This is a genomic window from Bacillus sp. JJ1773 (assembly GCF_036962035.1).
Taxonomy (GTDB): domain Bacteria; phylum Bacillota; class Bacilli; order Bacillales; family Cytobacillaceae; genus Cytobacillus.
On the sequence record NZ_JBALNX010000021.1, the window covers coordinates 18214 to 36996 of the forward strand.

The 18783-nt window shown below is 40.5% G+C and carries 15 protein-coding genes; 13 read left to right on the forward strand and 2 right to left on the reverse strand.

What is annotated here, in order from left to right; genetic code table 11:
- The first annotated feature begins 183 nt into the window (after window positions 1–183).
- The 12 genes from V7127_RS04685 to V7127_RS04740 all read left to right on the forward strand — a co-directional run bounded on the left by V7127_RS04685 (window position 184) and on the right by V7127_RS04740 (window position 16078).
- Window positions 184–867: a heptaprenylglyceryl phosphate synthase gene (locus V7127_RS04685; protein ID WP_335483980.1), complete on the forward strand. Its 684-nt coding sequence runs from the start codon at window positions 184–186 to the stop codon at window positions 865–867.
- 68 nt (window positions 868–935) lie between these two features.
- On the forward strand, window positions 936–3164 hold the full coding sequence (pcrA, locus tag V7127_RS04690; RefSeq protein ID WP_335483982.1) for a DNA helicase PcrA: 2229 nt from the start codon (window positions 936–938) through the stop codon (window positions 3162–3164).
- Window positions 3165–3200: 36 nt separating this feature from the next.
- Window positions 3201–5207 (forward strand): NAD-dependent DNA ligase LigA, encoded by a 2007-nt coding sequence (ligA, locus tag V7127_RS04695; protein WP_335483984.1) that lies wholly within the window; start codon window positions 3201–3203, stop codon window positions 5205–5207.
- Between the two features lie 35 nt (window positions 5208–5242).
- A complete protein-coding gene (locus V7127_RS04700) occupies window positions 5243–6391 on the forward strand; it encodes a CamS family sex pheromone protein (protein WP_335346352.1) in 1149 nt (382 codons plus the stop codon).
- 246 nt (window positions 6392–6637) lie between these two features.
- Window positions 6638–8185, forward strand: coding sequence for an L-glutamate gamma-semialdehyde dehydrogenase (gene pruA, locus V7127_RS04705; protein WP_335354789.1), 1548 nt, complete (start codon window positions 6638–6640; stop codon window positions 8183–8185).
- Between the two features lie 603 nt (window positions 8186–8788).
- Window positions 8789–10081 carry an isocitrate lyase gene (gene aceA / locus V7127_RS04710; RefSeq protein ID WP_335354788.1) on the forward strand — a complete coding sequence of 431 codons (1293 nt, stop codon included), beginning with the start codon at window positions 8789–8791 and terminating at the stop codon, window positions 10079–10081.
- A gap of 253 nt (window positions 10082–10334) precedes the next feature.
- Window positions 10335–10763 (forward strand): YueI family protein, encoded by a 429-nt coding sequence (locus V7127_RS04715; protein WP_335483986.1) that lies wholly within the window; start codon window positions 10335–10337, stop codon window positions 10761–10763.
- Between the two features lie 260 nt (window positions 10764–11023).
- A complete protein-coding gene (gene gatC, locus V7127_RS04720; RefSeq protein ID WP_335354785.1) occupies window positions 11024–11314 on the forward strand; it encodes an Asp-tRNA(Asn)/Glu-tRNA(Gln) amidotransferase subunit GatC in 291 nt (96 codons plus the stop codon).
- Between the two features lie 13 nt (window positions 11315–11327).
- Window positions 11328–12785, forward strand: a complete 1458-nt coding sequence (gatA, locus tag V7127_RS04725) for an Asp-tRNA(Asn)/Glu-tRNA(Gln) amidotransferase subunit GatA (RefSeq protein WP_335354784.1) — start codon at window positions 11328–11330, stop codon at window positions 12783–12785.
- 12 nt (window positions 12786–12797) lie between these two features.
- A complete protein-coding gene (gatB, locus tag V7127_RS04730) occupies window positions 12798–14225 on the forward strand; it encodes an Asp-tRNA(Asn)/Glu-tRNA(Gln) amidotransferase subunit GatB (RefSeq protein WP_335354783.1) in 1428 nt (475 codons plus the stop codon).
- A 204-nt stretch (window positions 14226–14429) separates the two neighbouring features.
- Window positions 14430–14993 carry a thioredoxin family protein gene (locus V7127_RS04735; protein ID WP_335483989.1) on the forward strand — a complete coding sequence of 188 codons (564 nt, stop codon included), beginning with the start codon at window positions 14430–14432 and terminating at the stop codon, window positions 14991–14993.
- Between the two features lie 29 nt (window positions 14994–15022).
- Window positions 15023–16078, forward strand: a complete 1056-nt coding sequence (locus V7127_RS04740; protein WP_335484017.1) for an NAD(P)H-dependent flavin oxidoreductase — start codon at window positions 15023–15025, stop codon at window positions 16076–16078.
- A 53-nt stretch (window positions 16079–16131) separates the two neighbouring features.
- On the opposite strand, the gene V7127_RS04745 is transcribed toward V7127_RS04740, so the two are convergent.
- Window positions 16132–17064 carry a manganese-dependent inorganic pyrophosphatase gene (locus V7127_RS04745; RefSeq protein ID WP_335354781.1) on the reverse strand — a complete coding sequence of 311 codons (933 nt, stop codon included), beginning with the start codon at window positions 17062–17064 and terminating at the stop codon, window positions 16132–16134.
- A 152-nt stretch (window positions 17065–17216) separates the two neighbouring features.
- Here V7127_RS04745 and V7127_RS04750 point away from each other — a divergent pair, with 152 nt between their 5' ends.
- Entirely contained in the window at window positions 17217–17966 is a 750-nt protein-coding gene (locus tag V7127_RS04750; protein WP_335354780.1) for a metallophosphoesterase family protein, read from the forward strand.
- 63 nt (window positions 17967–18029) lie between these two features.
- Here the strand turns inward: V7127_RS04750 and plsY are convergent, their stop codons facing one another.
- Entirely contained in the window at window positions 18030–18656 is a 627-nt protein-coding gene (plsY, locus tag V7127_RS04755) for a glycerol-3-phosphate 1-O-acyltransferase PlsY (protein ID WP_335354802.1), read from the reverse strand.
- Window positions 18657–18783: the final 127 nt, after the last annotated feature.

Here is an 18783-nt window from a genome sequence, read left to right on the forward strand (position 1 = left end):
AGGACACACTTTGATGGTTCCCGCCCTTTAGTGTCCTTTAGCTTTTTTGTTTTTTATAATTATTGAGAAGGGCATTTGAAAATATCTACATTTTTGGATTTTGGTTGTTCCGCGCTTTACTTTTTGATTCATTTCACAAATGATATAATGTTGAAATGGAATGATAGAATGGGGGAAGTATGGATGTATGATGTTCGCGAGTGGCGCCATGTGTTTAAGCTCGATCCAGATAAATATATTTCTGATGAGGATTTAGAAAAGATTTGCGAGTCAGGAACCGACGCACTTATTGTGGGTGGAACGGATGGAATCACATTAGACAAGGTATTGGATCTAATGGCTCGTATCCGCCGATATACGGTCCCATGTGTGCTGGAAGTATCCTCTATCGAAGCCATTACACCAGGATTTGATTTATATTTTATTCCAACGGTTTTGAACAGCAAGGAGACAAAGTGGATTTCAGGACTGCACCATGAAGCTGTGAAAGAGTATGGAGATATCATGAATTGGGATGAAATAATAGTGCAAGGTTATTGTATTCTCAATGAGGAATGCAAAGCTGCTAAGCTGACAAATGCAAACACCGATTTAACCATTGATGATGTCAGGGCTTATGCCATGATGGCAGAAAAAATGTTCCATCTCCCTATTTTTTACTTAGAATATAGCGGAACATACGGAGATGCCAAGTTACTATCAGAGGTTAGGAAAACGCTTGAGAATACAACCTTATTTTATGGCGGCGGCATAGAAACAGCGGAACAGGCTCTCGAAATGGCAGCCTCAGCCAATGTAATCGTAGTTGGAAATGTTATTTATAAAGATATACATGCTGCTTTGGAAACGGTCAAAGCTGTACGATAACAGTTGAATGGCATGAGGAAAAGAGTTAATATTAGCAATAGAACATATGTTTGGCGGTGATTGAAATAATGAATTTTTTAACAGATAAGCTTTTAAAGGGATTAAACCCTGAGCAGCAAAATGCAGTAAAGACAACAGATGGACCTCTATTAATAATGGCTGGTGCCGGCAGTGGCAAGACAAGAGTGTTAACACACCGAATTGGTTATTTAATGGTTGAAAAAGGGGTCAATCCATATAATATTTTGGCTATTACGTTCACGAATAAAGCCGCACGTGAAATGCGTGAAAGGATTCAAAGAATGATGGGCGGAGCGGCTGATGAAATTTGGATCTCAACCTTTCACTCGATGTGTGTGAGGATTTTAAGGAGAGATATTGACCGCATTGGCTATAATCGTAATTTCACCATTCTAGATACTACCGATCAGCAGTCAGTGATTAAAGGAATTTTAAAGGATAAAAACTTAGACCCGAAGAAATTCGATCCCCGAGCCATCCTTGGTTCCATTAGCTCGGCTAAGAATGAACTGACAACACCTGAGGAATATTCGAAAACAACAGGCGACTATTATCAGCAGGTTGTAAGTGATGTTTATACAGAATATCAAAAGAGACTCAGAAGAAACCAAGCACTAGATTTCGATGACCTCATAATGATAACCATTCAGCTTTTCCAGCGTGTACCGGATGTTCTTGAATACTACCAGAGAAAATTCCAGTACATACATGTCGATGAGTATCAGGATACAAATCGAGCACAATATATGCTCGTAAAGCTTTTAGCAGCAAGGTTTAGAAATCTATGTGTTGTAGGCGACTCGGATCAGTCTATTTACCGCTGGCGCGGGGCTGATATTGCCAATATCCTTTCCTTTGAAAAAGATTATTCTAATGCTAAAGTGATTCTGCTTGAGCAAAATTACCGGTCCACGAAAAGAATTCTTCTTGCAGCCAATCAAGTGATCTCTAGAAATATGAATCGAAAGGCGAAAAATCTTTGGACAGAAAATCCCGAAGGAAATAAGATTTTCTACTACCGGGCAGATAGTGAGCAAGGGGAGGCTCAATTTGTTGTCGGCAAAATAAAAGAGTTTACGAAAGACGGAAAGCGGAATTTATCGGATATTGCGATTCTTTATCGCACGAATGCCCAATCCCGTGTCATGGAGGAAGTTCTTTTAAAATCAAACATCGAATACTCCATCGTCGGCGGAATTAAGTTCTACGACCGTAAGGAAATTAAAGATATTCTCGCTTATTTAAGACTGATTGCAAATCCAAGTGATGATATAAGCCTACAAAGAATTATTAATGTCCCAAAACGCGGAATAGGTTCAGGAACGATTGATAAGATTGCTAACTTTGCATCGCTGCACGATATGACGATGTTTGAAGCCTTGCAATCTGTTGAACTAATCGGTTTAAGCCCGAAGATTACGAAAGCTGCAGGAGAATTTAGGGATTTAATAAATAACTATACGCAAATGCAGGAGTACCTGTCTGTTACGGAATTAGTGGAAGAATTACTAGAGAAATCAGGATATCGAGAGATGCTGATTGCGGAAAAATCAATTGAAGCTCAAAGCCGTCTCGAAAACCTGGATGAATTTCTATCCGTAACGAAAAGCTTTGAAGAGGCTAGTGATGACAAAAGCTTAGTAGCCTTTCTAACGGATTTAGCGTTAGTCGCTGATATTGATAAGCTAGATGATGATGGGGAAAAAGCCGATGCCGTTGTCTTAATGACCCTTCACTCGGCAAAAGGTCTTGAATTCCCAACTGTCTTTTTAATTGGTCTGGAGGAAGGGGTTTTCCCTCACAGCCGATCATTAATGGAAGAGGCAGAAATGGAGGAAGAACGCAGACTCGCATATGTAGGAATAACGAGAGCAGAGGAAGAGCTGTTTATAACTAATGCTCAATTGAGAACATTGTTCGGCCGTACGAATATGAATCCTCCTTCGCGCTTTATAAAAGAAATACCTGAAGACTTGCTCGATGGAATCCAGCCAGCAAAAAGATCGGCTTCGCCTTTCGGAGGAACAGCGCTAGGGTCTTCATCAGAGGGAAGACCAACGCCTAGAAGGCCAGTGATTCGTCCAGCCATGAATGCAACAGGCGGAGATGAATTAGGCTGGAAGGTTGGCGACAAAGCGGTGCATGGCAAATGGGGTACGGGTACCGTTGTTAGTGTGAAGGGTGAAGGAGAAGGCATTGAATTGGATATTGCTTTCCCAAAACCAATCGGGATCAAACGATTATTGGCTAAGTTTGCGCCGATAACTAAGGGATAGGAGTTCCGAGCTTTTTCTATGAAAGGGGTTGAATCTATGGATCTTCAAATGGCTGAAAATAAAGTAAATGAATTGAAAAATTTATTAAATCAATATAATTATGAGTATCATGTTCTTGATCAGCCATCTGTTCCGGATGCGGAATACGATAGGCTTATGAGAGAGTTAGTTGAAATAGAGGAAGGATTTCCGGAACTAAAATCATCTGATTCACCTACGCAACGGGTTGGCGGAGAGGTTCTGGATATGTTCGAAAAAGTACAGCACCAGTCCCAAATGTTAAGTCTTAGCAATGCTTTTAGCGAGCAAGACTTAATGGATTTTGACCGCCGTATCCGCCAGGTTGTTGGGGATGATTTTTCCTATGTATGCGAGTTGAAAATTGATGGATTAGCTGTATCTCTTCGCTATGAAGATGGATTATTTGTTCTCGGTGCAACGAGAGGGGATGGATCCACTGGAGAGAATATTACAGCTAACCTGCGAACGATTCGTTCCATTCCGCTTCGCTTAAATAAGGAGGTTTCACTGGAAGCCCGCGGCGAAGCATTCATGCCAAAGCGTTCCTTCGAGTCATTGAATCATCAAAGAGTGGAGAAGGGTGAAGAGCTTTTTGCCAACCCACGAAATGCGGCAGCGGGTTCACTGCGCCAGCTTGATCCGCGAATTGCCGCTTCTAGAAATCTTGATGTTTTCCTATATAGTGTGACAGATACAGGTGAAACAGCTATCGATTCACATAGTGAGGCATTGGACTTTTTAGATTCGCTAGGATTTAAGACGAATAAGCAGCGAAAAAAGTGTGCGGACATCCATGAGGTCATTGAATATGTAGAAAAATGGACGAAAGAACGTCCTCAGCTCGCGTATGAAATCGATGGTATTGTGATTAAGGTGGACTCGTTTGAACAGCAGCAGGATCTTGGAACAACAGCAAAGAGTCCACGATGGGCCATTGCCTATAAGTTTCCAGCTGAAGAGGTTATTACAACTTTAAAGGCTATTGAATTAAGCGTAGGTAGAACAGGTGTCGTGACACCAACAGCGATCCTGGAGCCAGTCCGTGTGGCTGGATCTACGGTTCAGCGTGCTTCTCTTCACAATGAGGATTTAATTCGAGAAAAGGATATCCGAATTGGGGATCAAGTCGTTGTGAAAAAAGCAGGTGACATTATTCCTGAAGTGGTTAATGTATTAGCTGACCGAAGAACAGGGGAAGAAGAAGAATTTCATATGCCGACTCATTGCCCAGAATGTGAAAGTGAGCTCATTCGCCTAGACGGAGAGGTCGCCTTACGCTGCATTAATCCAAAGTGTCCAGCACAAATCCGTGAAGGTCTCATTCATTTTGTCTCCCGAAATGCGATGAATATTGATGGATTAGGAGAAAAGGTGATTAGCCAATTATTTGCGGAAAATCTGATCCATGATGTAGCAGATTTGTATAAGCTGAAGTATGAACAGCTTATTCAGCTTGAGCGTATGGGAGAAAAGTCAGTTCAAAATTTACTGGCTGCGATCGAAGCCTCTAAGCAAAATTCACTAGAAAAGCTTATTTTTGGATTAGGTATCCGTCATGTTGGGGAAAAAGCAGCCAAAACCATTGCCCAGCAATTTGGATCCATGGAAGGTCTTGAAGCAGCTACTCGCGATGATTTTCTTGCCATAAATGAAATCGGTGAGAAAATGGCTGATTCCATTGTTGCCTTTTTTGAACAAGAGGAGGTTAAAGAACTTCTTCAAGAGCTCAGAGAAGCTGACGTGAATATGGAATATAAAGGTCCTAAGCTCGTAACTGCTGAAAATTCAGAGTCCATTTTTGCTGGAAAAACAATTGTGTTAACAGGAAAGCTTGAAAGGCTGTCTAGAAATGAAGCAAAGGATCAGATTGAGGCATTAGGTGGTAAAGTATCTGGAAGTGTAAGTAAGAAAACAGATATTGTGATCGCAGGTGAGGATGCAGGTTCGAAGCTGACGAAAGCACAGGAATTAGGAATCGATATTTGGGATGAAGAGAGACTTGTGGAGGAATTAAAGGATTAGATTTTCTAAAGACAAAAGGAGAGAGTGGGAATTCCGTGAAAAAAATAATATTGCTTGCTCTTTCTTTAAGCCTTCTTCTTGCCGGGTGTGCGCCAAAGTTCAATGGACAGGATGAAGTGGTCCATGAAAAAGAGGATGCTAAAGAGAAAGCAATAATTCCAAGCTATAGGATTTCGGATCAGTACTACCGTACGATTTTGCCTTTTGAACCGAGTGAATCAAGAGGACTCGTCGTAGGTAATATTAATTCAAAATATGATATTACAGAGTTTGAAACGGGCCTAATGCGGGTTGCACAAAACAATTTTGACCCGGATAAATATATGTTTCAAGAAGGACAGCATTTAAAAAGAAAGACAGTTGGCCTCTGGCTAAACCGAAAATTCACTTCTGACCAATTAGAAGAGAATAAATTAAAGGAAGAGGACAACATTGGACTTAACCCTCTTGATAATGGAAAAGAAGAGACCCCGAAATACCTGGCCCATATTTTAGAACATAATTATCTAATTAAAAATGACGAGGGAAAGTATAAATTGGGAGGAGTCGTCGTCGGGCTAGCTCTCAATTCCATTTACTATTACCAAAAGATCCAATATGGGCCGACATATGAAACAAAAATTAGTCATGCCGAACTTGAAAAAGAGGGAAAGAAGCTCGCGGATGAGGTATTAAGCAGATTGCGGCAAATGGATCAACTCAAGGATGTTCCGATTACCATTGCCTTATTTGAACAGCAAAGTAAAACATCCGTCGTTCCTGGGAATTTCTTCGCTTATGCGAATGCCCCAAAGGGCAGCTCTAAACTAGGAGGATGGGAAAAGATTGATGAAAAGTATGTCCAATTTCCATCAACAGCTGCGACTGAAAATCATCGCGATGATTTAACATCCTTTTTGAACTTTAAACAAGATGTCGAATCCTATTTTCCTAATTTTAATGGGGTAATTGGTAAAGCGTATTATGTTCAGGGACAGATGCAAGAGCTATCCATTAATATTCCAATACAGTTTTATGGAAAGGCTGAAGGGATTGGATTTACTCAATATGTTGCAAGTCTTGTGATGAAACATTTTCCGGAATATATCTCCATAGAGGTTAATGTTTCATCCGTTTATGGTCCGGAAGCCTTGATTGTCCGCAAAGCTGACCAAAATGAACCATTCGTTCACATTTACAATTAGTATGTTTTGAGATGGAATGGAAGAGTCAAAATTCATTATTCGTGAAAAATATACGAGGATGAGGAGAAGTCTGTTTTTTAACTTTCCAAAAATTAGACCGTGTTGTTTGAACGGTTAAATCAAAACATGTTAAAATGGGAATTGGATGCAAAAGCTATACAAAGATAACAGTGAGCACAAAAAATTGGCGATTCGTTTATTACGTGTTCATTTGTCATTTTTAGTAGAAATGTGGAGGCGAAGAAAATGGTACAACCTTACAAACATGAACCATTCACAAATTTTAAAGTAGAAGAAAACCGTGAAGCTTATTTAACAGGTTTAAAAACGGTTGAAGGCTATTTAGGAAAAGACTACGATTTAGTTATTGGCGGAGAACGCATTACGACTGAAGATAAAATTACTTCATACAATCCTGCTAATAAGGAAGAAGTAATTGGTCGTGTGTCTAAAGCAAGCCAAGAATTAGCCGAAAAAGCCATGCAGGCTGCTGTTGAAGCGTTCAAAACATGGAAAAAGGTTAAGCCGGAAATTCGTGCAGACGTTCTTTTCAAAGCAGCAGCGATTATCCGCCGCCGCAAGCATGAATTCTCTGCTCTTTTAACAAAAGAAGCAGGAAAGCCATGGAATGAAGCAGATGCAGATACTGCAGAAGCGATTGATTTCTTAGAATATTACGCACGTCAAATGCTGCGTATTAAAGATGGTGTTCCAGTAAACAGCCGTCCAAACGAATATAACCGTTATGACTACATTCCATTAGGAGTAGGAATCATTATCTCTCCTTGGAACTTCCCATTAGCGATTATGGCTGGTACGACAGTTGCTGCAATCGTAACAGGAAACACTGTTTTACTTAAACCAGCTTCAACAACACCAATTGTTGCAGCGAAATTCGTTGAAGTCATGGAAGAAGCAGGACTTCCAGCAGGTGTTCTTAACTTCGTTCCAGGGAGCGGTGCAGAAGTGGGCGACTACTTAGTTGACCATAAAGACACTCGTTTCATCAGCTTCACAGGTTCTCGTGACGTTGGTCTGCGTATTTTCGAACGTTCATCTAAGCTGAATGAAGGTCAAATTTGGATGAAGCGTTTAATCGCAGAAATGGGCGGAAAAGACACGATTGTTGTCGATAAAGAAGCAGATCTTGAACTAGCTGCGACTTCTATTGTTGCTTCTGCTTTCGGATTCTCCGGACAAAAATGTTCTGCATGTTCACGTGCAGTAGTTGTTGAAGATGTTTATGATCAAGTATTAAACCGTGTTGTTGAATTAACAAATCAACTAACACAAGGTGATCCAGTAGATCAAAATAATTACATGGCAACAGTTATTGACCAAAGTGCTTACAATAAAATCATGAGCTATATTGAAATTGGAAAGCAAGAAGGTAAGCTAATGACAGGCGGCGAAGGGGACGATTCCAAAGGCTACTTCATCAAACCAACTGTATTCGCTGACCTTTCACCAGAATCTCGCATCATGAAGGAAGAAATCTTTGGACCAGTTGTAGGCTTTACAAAAGCTAAAGATTTCGATGAAGCGATTGACATTGCTAACAACACAGAATACGGTTTAACGGGTGCAGTTATTACCAACAACCGCATGAACCAAGAAAAAGCACGTGAAGATTTCCATGTTGGAAACTTATACTTTAACCGCGGCTGTACAGGTGCCATTGTAGGCTACCAGCCATTCGGCGGATTCAACATGTCAGGAACTGACTCTAAAGCAGGCGGACCTGATTATCTGCTTCTTCACATGCAAGCAAAAACAACTTCAGAAATGTTTTAATTTCAAAAAGAGTGATTTGTCATTGGACAGATCACTCTTTTTTTTCGTTAAGAAATATTCAGCGTAGAAGATTTTAAGGGGAAAATATAATTTCATTCCCCATTCAAATTCTAAAAGGCAGTTGCCGGTAAAAGAAACGCTGTCTTATTGCCCGTTCAAGGTTAAAAAGGTAGTTGTCGGTAAAAGAAACGCTATCTCATTCCCCGTTCAAGGTTAAAAAGGCAGTTGCCGGTAAAAGGAACGGTGTCTCATTGCCCGTCCAAGGTTAAAAAGGCAGTTGCCGGTAAAAGAAACGCCGTCACATTGTCCGTTCAAGATTAAAAAGGCAGTTGCAGGTAAATGGAACGCCGTCTCATTGCCCGTTCAAGGTCAAAAAGGTGGTCATCGGTAAAAGAAACGCCGTCCCATTCCCTGTTTAAGAATAAAAAAGCGGTGAGCGGAAAATAGTTGAATTCTATGAATGATCGATTAGAATTTTCAAAATATTTATAAAATGGGGTTCCCTTTCAGAATTATCTGTTATATAATACAAAATGTATAATATGAATTGTAATATAACAACATTGAATTTCATCAAAACATTTTAAAGGAGGAGTAACACAAATGAATGATTCAAGAGTGAAGCAATTGCAGGAAAGCTGGGAGATGGATGCACGCTGGAAAGGGATTGAAAGACCATATTCTGCAGAAGAGGTCATTCAATTAAGGGGCTCCATCGATATTGAATATACACTGGCACGTAGGGGAGCTGAAAAGCTTTGGAAGCTTGTGAATGAAGAGGATTTTGTTCATGCGTTAGGAGCATTGACAGGAAATCAGGCTGTTCAGCAGGTAAAAGCAGGATTGAAGGCAATCTATTTAAGCGGCTGGCAAGTAGCGGCAGATGCCAATCTTTCCGGTCATATGTATCCTGATCAAAGCCTGTATCCAGCTAACAGTGTTCCAAGCGTAGTCAAGAGAATTAATCAGGCCCTGCAGCGTGCAGATCAAATTCATCATATGGAAGGGGATTCATCCATTGACTGGTTCGCTCCGATTGTGGCTGATGCGGAGGCTGGGTTTGGCGGCCAGCTGAATGTGTTCGAATTAATGAAAGGGATGATTGAAGCCGGAGCAGCAGGCGTCCATTTTGAGGATCAGCTCTCTTCCGAGAAAAAATGCGGACATCTTGGAGGAAAGGTTTTATTACCGACACAGACAGCCGTTAAAAACCTAATTGCTGCTAGGTTAGCAGCAGATGTAATGGGTGTGCCGACTCTAGTAGTTGCTAGAACAGACGCGAATGCGGCGGATTTAATTACTAGTGATGTAGATTCATATGATGCACCTTTCATTACGGGAGATCGAACACCTGAAGGGTTTTTCCGGACTAAAGCAGGTCTTGACCAAGCTATTGCAAGAGGATTAGCCTATGCCCCATATGCGGACCTTGTCTGGTGCGAAACGGCGGAGCCTAATCTGGATGAGGCAAGGCGCTTTGCTGAAGCCATTCATGAAAAGTTTCCTGGCAAAATGCTTGCCTATAACTGTTCTCCATCATTCAACTGGAAGAGCAAGCTTGATGATGAAACGATTGCGAAGTTCCAAATTGAGCTTGGAAAAATGGGCTACAAATTCCAATTCGTTACCCTTGCTGGCTTCCATGCCTTAAACCACAGCATGTTTGAATTGGCTCGTGGCTACAGAGACCGTGGCATGGCTGCTTATTCAGAATTACAGGAGGCTGAATTTGCAAGCGAGGTGCAGGGCTATACAGCTACTAGACATCAAAGGGAGGTGGGGACCGGATATTTCGATAAAGTATCAATGACGATTACAGGTGGAACCTCTTCCACAACCGCCTTAAAGGGTTCAACGGAAGAGGAGCAGTTTACATCCGCAAAACAGGAAGTATGATGATTTTGTATGACTGCAGTATGTTTATCTAATTAATTTTCGTTTATCAATCATTCTATCGTGATTTTTGACCAATTTTTCTCCCATTTTATCCTCTCTTCTTTGTGAAGGGGGGATTTTTTTGTCGTATGATTTTTCAAAGATGACACCTCTTGATACAATAAAACATACATATTAATAGCCCTTCTTTTAAAATCTATATACAATTAACTTATTGGTGGCTGTTGAGAAAAAAACAACAGGAGGTATTACTTTGTCTAATAATATCGATGATTATATCCTCCAGGGAATCCATGGCCAGAAGCAAACAAAGCCTGATGAACGAAGGAAATTCCTTGGAACTTTGCGAGAACGAATCGTGATTGCCCTTACACAATCACAAATTAGAGAAGACGGCATCTATCCTCAAGTTGAAAAGGCGCTAAAGGATAATGGGAAAGCTCATCTTTACTTAAATGGAAATATGAATTACGAAGAACTTTCAAAATATACCAAACTAGCTACAAAATATAGGGTAGAATACACAATGGTGACTAATAAGGATTATAATTCAGAAATTGGCTTAGCTCTTGCTCATGACTATGCGATTGATAAAGAGGAGATATATGTAAAAAAAGAAGTGCCGATCAAAAAAGCTCCTAAAAAGAAAAAGGGATTCTTTTCGTTATTTTCAAGGAGTTAGATAAAAAGTGGAAAACCTAATGAAAAGTCCGTCACTAGCCTACTGACGGACATTTCATGTTCGCATCCCACTCCAAAAGTCCGTCACCCCCCATGACGGGCATTTCTTTATTTTGACCAATGCGAATTGTCAGAACTCATGATAAAATGGCATAGGTACATGTCAAATATACGCTATAAAAAAATTGCTTTAACGTGTGAAAGTTTGATATTATCTATATTATTGTGTCTATGGAATTACACTTTTGGAGGTGTCGATAAATGTCTAAAATTTCAACCGAACAAGTAAAACGTGTGGCAAACTTAGCAAGATTGGCCATAACAGAAGAAGAAGCTGAGATGTTCTCGAAACAGCTGGGTTCAATGATTACCTTTGCTGAACAGCTAAATGAATTGGATACAGACAATGTGGAACCGACTTCTCATGTTTTAGATATGAAAAATGTGATGAGAGAGGATGTCCCTCAAGAAGGCTTACCGCAATCAGAGGTTCTAAAAAATGCACCAGATCATCAGGACGGGCAAGTGAAAGTGCCGTCTATTATCGAGTAAGGGGGGAAATACGATGAGTTTATTTGATCATAAAGTTTCAGAGTTACACGAGCTTTTACATAAAAAAGAAGTTTCGGTCACTGATCTTGTTGATGAATCATATAAGCGTATAAGCGCAGTCGAAGATAAGGTACAGGCCTTTATCACATTAGATGAAGAAAATGCTCGTGAAAAAGCGCGTAAACTAGATGAAAAATTAGGTACGGATGAATCAAAGGGGCTCCTATTTGGAATGCCGATTGGCTTGAAGGATAATATCGTTACAAAAGGCTTGCGTACAACATGTGCAAGTAAAATGTTAGAAAACTTTGATCCAATCTATGATGCAACAGTTGTGAATAAATTACATCAAGCAGAAACGATTACCATTGGGAAATTAAATATGGATGAATTTGCGATGGGATCCACTACTGAGCATTCTGCTTTCAAGAAGACTCGAAATCCATGGAATTTAGATGTGGTACCAGGCGGATCTTCAGGTGGCTCTGCTGCTGCTGTTGCCTCTGGAGAAGTGTTGTTTTCTTTAGGAACAGATACAGGCGGCTCCATTAGACAGCCTGCTGCTTTTTGTGGCGTTGTTGGGATGAAGCCGACATATGGCCGTGTGTCCCGTTTCGGCATTGTCGCCTTTGCTTCATCGTTTGACCAAGTTGGTCCAATCACAAGAACGGTTGAAGACAATGCCTATTTAATGCAGGCGATTTCCGGTCTAGATCCAATGGATTCTACTTCTGCGAACATCGAAGTTCCTAATTTTGTAGAGTCATTAACTGGAGACATTAAAGGGTTAAAAATTGCCGTACCGAAGGAATATTTAGGTGAAGGTGTAGGAGAAACAGCGCGCCAATCTGTATTAGATTCATTAAAAGTACTTGAAAAGCTTGGCGCTACATGGGAAGAAGTTTCCCTTCCGCATTCCAAATATGCATTGGCATCTTATTATCTATTATCTTCTTCTGAGGCTTCAGCGAATCTTGCTCGTTTTGATGGAGTTCGATATGGATACAGAACGGAGAATCCTGAAAACTTGCTTGATCTTTATAAAAAGACACGTGCAGAAGGATTTGGCGACGAAGTTAAACTTCGCATCATGCTAGGAACGTTTGCATTAAGCTCTGGCTATTATGATGCTTACTATAAGAAGGCACAAAAAGTACGTACATTAATCAAGAAGGATTTCGATGATGTGCTGAGCAAGTTTGATGTTATTGTTGGACCAACATCACCAAAACCAGCATTCAAAATCGGTGAGTCAATCGAAGATCCTTTGACTATGTATGCAAATGATATTTTGACAATCCCAGTAAACCTTGCAGGTGTACCAGGAATTTCTATTCCGTGCGGATTTGATAACGGCCTGCCGTTAGGGCTGCAAATCATTGGCAAGCACTTTGATGAAAGTACGGTATATCGTGTGGCACATGCCTTCGAACAGGCAACAGATTATCATAAACGAAAACCAACACTGTAAGGGGGGAAAGTAATGGAATTTGGAACGGTTATTGGACTTGAAGTACACGTTGAATTAAAAACAGATTCAAAAATCTTCTCGGCTAGCCCGAATCACTTCGGAGCTGAACCGAATACGAATACAACGGTCATTGACCTTGGGTATCCAGGGGTTCTGCCTGTCCTAAATAAGAAAGTAGTTGAATTTGGGATGAAGGCGGCGTTAGCTCTTAACTGCGAAATTGCTCCAGTTACGACATTTGACCGGAAGAACTATTTTTATCCGGATAACCCGAAAGCCTACCAAATCTCTCAACTGGATAAGCCAATTGGAGAGCATGGCTGGATTGATATTGAAGTAGATGGCTATAAGAAAAGAATCGGGATTACTCGTATTCATTTAGAAGAGGATGCCGGAAAGCTAACTCATGGAAATGGATATTCATTATGTGATTTCAACCGTGCGGGCACTCCGCTCATCGAGATAGTTTCCGAGCCAGATATTCGTACAGCGAACGAAGCTTATGCTTATCTTGAAAAATTAAAGTCCATTATTCAATACACAGGTGTTTCTGATTGTAAAATGGAGGAAGGGTCTCTTCGTTGTGATGCAAATATTTCGATCCGCCCAGTTGGACAGGAAGAATTCGGAACGAAAACAGAGCTAAAGAACTTGAACTCCTTTAACTTCATTCGTAAAGGGATTGAATATGAAGTAAGCCGTCAAGAGGAAGTAGTACGTTCAGGCGGCGTGATTAATCAAGAAACGCGCAGGTATGATGAAGCGACAAATACGACAATCCTTATGCGTGTGAAAGAGGGAGCAGACGATTATCGTTATTTCCCTGATCCGGATTTAATCGATGTTCATATTGATGATGAATGGAAAGAGCGGATCCGCGCTGAAATTCCTGAGCTTCCAGATCAGCGACAAAAACGTTATATCGAAGAGCTTGGATTACCTGTCTATGATGCAGCTGTATTAACTGTCATCAAGGAATCAGCTGACTTCTTCGAGGCAACAGTAAATGCTGGTGCAGATCCAAAGCAAGCATCCAACTGGATCATGGGTGATGTCTCAGCTTATTTAAAGGCAGAGCAAAAAGAGCTTGCAGATACAGCTTTAACTCCAGAAGGGCTGGCCGGTATGATCAAGCTGATTGAAAACGGCACAATCTCTTCAAAAATTGCGAAGACTGTTTTCAAGGAATTAATTGAAAACGGCGGAGATGCTGAACAAATCGTGAAAGCGAAAGGATTAGTTCAAATCTCTGACGAAGGAGCACTCCTAAAAATCATCTCTGAGGTATTGGATAATAATCCGAAAATCATTGATGATTATAAAAATGGAAAAGAAAAAGCGCTTGGTTTCTTTGTTGGACAAATTATGAAGGCAACAAAAGGACAAGCAAATCCTCCATTAGTCAATAAGTTATTGTTAGAGGAATTAAAGAAAAGATAAGATGAAAAAGCTGGTGGATTATTTCCATCAGCTTTTCGACTTTTTATCCTAAAGTGTCGACATATTTCAAGTGTATTTCCCAGGAAAAGACTTGTTAATTTTCATATAGCGACAAAAAATGAAAGCAAGTCTATCCATTTCACTTTCACGGAATGGATATGTCATAATAAGTAAGAATAACTTCGAAACAATAGGAGGGCTATAATGAGCTTAAATCAATGGTTTGAAAAAGGTTTAACAGCTGATCAGTACATAACAGGAATGACGGTTAACCAGGAAGAAATGACCCTTATCCTTGAGAAATTTTCACTATCAGATACGGAAAAAGAAAGACTGGCTCCTTTTAAAGAAAAAGGTTTAAAAGCCATTGTCTTAACGGAGGACTGGTGTGGAGATGCACTCTTAAATAACCCAGTTTTATTAAAAATTGCTGCAGAGATTGATATGGAAGTCCGATTCGTCTTAAGGGATCAAAACCTTGAATTAATGGATCAATATTTAACAAATGGGACATCAAGAGCCATTCCAATTTTTGTTTTTATCGATAAGGATGGAGAAGAGCAGGCTGTTTGGGGTCCTAGAGCGAAACAGATTCAGGAAATAGTGGACCGTGAGCGTGGTCAGCTTCCTTCTCAGGATGATCCTGAATTTAAAGAGAAGCAAATGGCATTGTATAAAAGGTTAAAAGATTCCTATGTGGAAGACTCTTCACTATGGCATATAGTAGCAGAAAGTATTATTGATCGATTGGCAGAACAAAGTAAGTAATTCTAAAGGATGTGCTTGTCGTGAAAAGTATGCAAAATGAGGTAACTGAAAGGCTTGGCATCTCTTATCCAATTTTTCAGGCACCAATGGCAGGCGGAATTACAACACCAGCGTTAATCAGCGAGACATCAAACTGCGGCGGGCTCGGCAATCTTGGTGCAGGTTATATGCTGCCGGAAGAAATGAACGAGGCAATTAAGTCGATTAAAGCCTTAACAGCCAAGCCATTTGGGGTAAATTTATTTGTCCCAAATCATCAGGTTTCTTGCACAGAAGAAGGATTTGCTCATGCCGTTAATGTTTTAAAAAAACATCAAGAAGATATGGGAATAGAAGAAGGCAGCCCCCAGATAGAAAAAGATTATCAGGCTCTTTTTAAACAGCAATTAGAAGTCGTTCTAAATACAACGGTTCCGATATGCAGCTTTACTTTTGGCATTCCTGATGAAGGCGTCATAAAGGAGTTAAAGAAGCAGAGAACCATTGTAATCGGAACAGCTACGAATGTGAATGAGGCTTTAGAGCTAGAGTCATCTGGTGTCGATATGATTGTTGCCCAGGGAAGTGAGGCAGGCGGCCACCGGGGAACCTTTCATGAGGAAGGCAGTGGGTTAATTGGTTCAATGGCTCTGATTCCACAAATTGCAGATGCTGTTAAACTGCCTGTCATTGCTGCCGGTGGAATTATGGATGCAAGAGGAATGGCTGCAGCCTTCATTCTAGGGGCAAAGGGTGTCCAGCTTGGAACTGCCTTTTTAACATGTAAAGAAAGTGGAGCACATTCTATTTATAAGGAAGCAATATTAAATTCGACCGAGGAGCAAACCACGTTAACGAAGGCTTTTTCCGGGAAACTGGCTAGGGGTATTCGCAATGACTTTATAAAGGAAATGGAAGGTCAATCGTCCGGCATTCTTCCTTTTCCCTTGCAGAATGATTTAACAGGTCCTATAAGAAAACAGGCTGTTAAATTAAATAACCGTGAGTATATGTCCTTGTGGGCAGGCCAGGGATTGCGCCTTGCAACAGAAACGACAGTAAAGGAATTAATGGATCGTTTAACGAAGGAATACTTGGAATTATAAAGCATAGAAAAAAGGAGGAACAACTAATTGTTTCTCCTTTTTTGTGGTCATTATTATTTTTCAGTTAAAGCTCTTGTAAGTCCTGGAACGATCTGTTTCTTACGGGAAACAACGCCTTTTAATAGGGCGCGGTTATTTTCAAGCTTTACGTTATAAGCCTCTTCCACTGCTTTCGTTTCGTTTCCAACAGCAATGGCAACGGAATCATTGTTTAAAATGTCAGTAAGAACGAAAAGGAATAAATCTAATTCCTTGCTTTTAACAACTTCGGATAGCTTTGCTTCGAGCTCGTCCTGGCGGCTTAGAACGTCATTTAGATCTACAGCATTTACTTGAGCAATTTCCGTTTTGTAACTGCCCATTTGAAATTCTTTGGCATCTAGAGAGATTAATTGATCAATCGTTTTATCACTCAGGTCTGCACCTGCCTTAAGCATAGCTAAACCATATTCCTCAGCATTGGCTCCAGCAATTTCTGCTAGCTCGCGTGCTGCTGCCACATCTTCCTCTGTGCATGTAGGAGATTTGAACAATAAGGAATCAGAAATAATCGCTGAAAGCATTAATCCAGCTGTTTCTTTACTAATTTCCACAGCGTTTTCCTTATAGAGTTTCTTTAAAATAGTTGCAGTGCAGCCGACCGGTTCTGCGCGGTAATAAAGAGGGTCGCTCGTTTCAAAGTTGGCGATGCGGTGATGGTCAATGACTTCAAGAATTCTTACATCACGAATATCATCAGCACTTTGTTGGAATTCATTGTGGTCGACAAGAATGACTTCACTAACTTCCTTAGATACGGCTTCAACTAGACGCGGTGCCTCAACCTTGAAAGTATCAAGCGCAAATTGAGTTTCAGCATTTACTTGTCCTAAGCGGATCGGTTCTGCCTCTACACCTAATTTTGTTTTTAATTCTGCGTACGCTATAGCAGAACAGATTGAATCTGTGTCAGGGTTTTTATGACCGAATACAAATACTTTTGACATAATCCTTCTCCTTGGATAAATAGAATAATGGCATTGAAAGCCTGTTGTTATTTTAACATATATGCAACAGTAGAAAAAATCAACTTTCGAAAAAATAAAGGGATATGACTAAATATGGAGAAACTATTACTAAAAGTTGGGAGGGCAGGCAGATGGGAAGTATAGCGGTTATTTCAGATATTCACGGCAATGTAACTGCACTTGAGGCAGTCATGGACAATATTAAATCCAGAGGGATCCAAACCATATTCTGTTTAGGTGATCTCATTGGCAAAGGCCCAAACTCGCAAAAATCGGTTGAACGAATTAGAGAGAGCTGTGAGGTCGTTGTGCTTGGGAATTGGGATGACTTTATCCAGAGACCAGTTGAAATAGAAGAGGTGAAATGGCATCAGGACCAGTTAGATAAGGATGCCATGAACTATCTTCGATCCTTGCCATTCCATCATGATTTTTATATGAGCGGCAAATATGTCAGGCTTTTTCATGCTTCAGCAAAAAGTGTGTACCACCGGGTTGTTCCGATGAGAGATACATATGAAGAAAAGCTTGCCATGTTTGATAATACGGAGAACATCAATCATAATGGGAAATTACCAGATGTCGTTGGCTATGGGGATATTCACGCTGCCCTTATCGAGCCTGTGAAACCTCAAAAGACACTATTTAATGCTGGTAGTGTTGGGAATTCACTTGATATACCCCAAGCTACTTATACGATTCTTCACGGAGACTATTTATCGGACAAGCCTGCGCCTTTTTCAATTGAGATTGTCAGAATTCCATACGATGTTGAAAAAGAGCTGTCCATTGCAAGGGAAATGGGGCTGCCTAATTTAGAGGCATATGCACTCGAGTTGCGTGAAGCAAAATACAGAGGGCCATTCAAATCGAGGGTATAACGATTGTTTTGAAAATGAAAGCCGAATATTGGACGAACCAATATTCGGCTGCAATGGAGTATTTTATGCACGATTTGCATTGTTCTTTGGCGGAATGCGATCGTTCTTTAAATTTTTATCGTTAATTTTTGGCTCACGCCGATGGAAATGATTATGAATATTAGAGCGGTGAAGGAAAATCAAAAATAATAGAAAAATAGAAAAAATAAGTTCATGTTCCCGGCCAGGTGTGAAAAAGGAATAGACGAGCAGAGTCAGGCCGACTGCTAGTGATCCGTAATATACATATTTCGATATAAATATAATAAAGAAAAAAGCAAAATAGGCAGCCAAAAACATCCATATATTTGCTACAAGAAGGACCCCTGCCGTTGTGGCAATGGCCTTTCCCCCTCTAAATCCCGCGAAAATTGGAAAGCAATGCCCAATTACAGCAGAAAGTCCAATTAGTAAGGCATCCGTTTCTACCCCTGCTAAAGTAGGAAGGAAGGCGGCAAGAGCCCCTTTTCCAACATCGATAAGCAAGACGATGATAGCGGCTTTTTTTCCAAGAACCCTTAATGTATTTGTGGCGCCAGGATTATTGCTTCCGTGCTCGCGTATATCAATATTAAAAGCTAGCTTTCCAACAATAAGCGCAGTCGGAATGGATCCGATAAGATAGGCAACTACAAACAATAATATTGTCATCATATCATCCTTTATCGCAGATTAACGGGCTGTAAGCCCCCCACTTCAAGAAGTTGAGTTAAGCAAAAATTTCTAAGTGGGGGTCAACAGCCCGTAAAGGCCCAATTTTAGGAACACAGACTAAGAA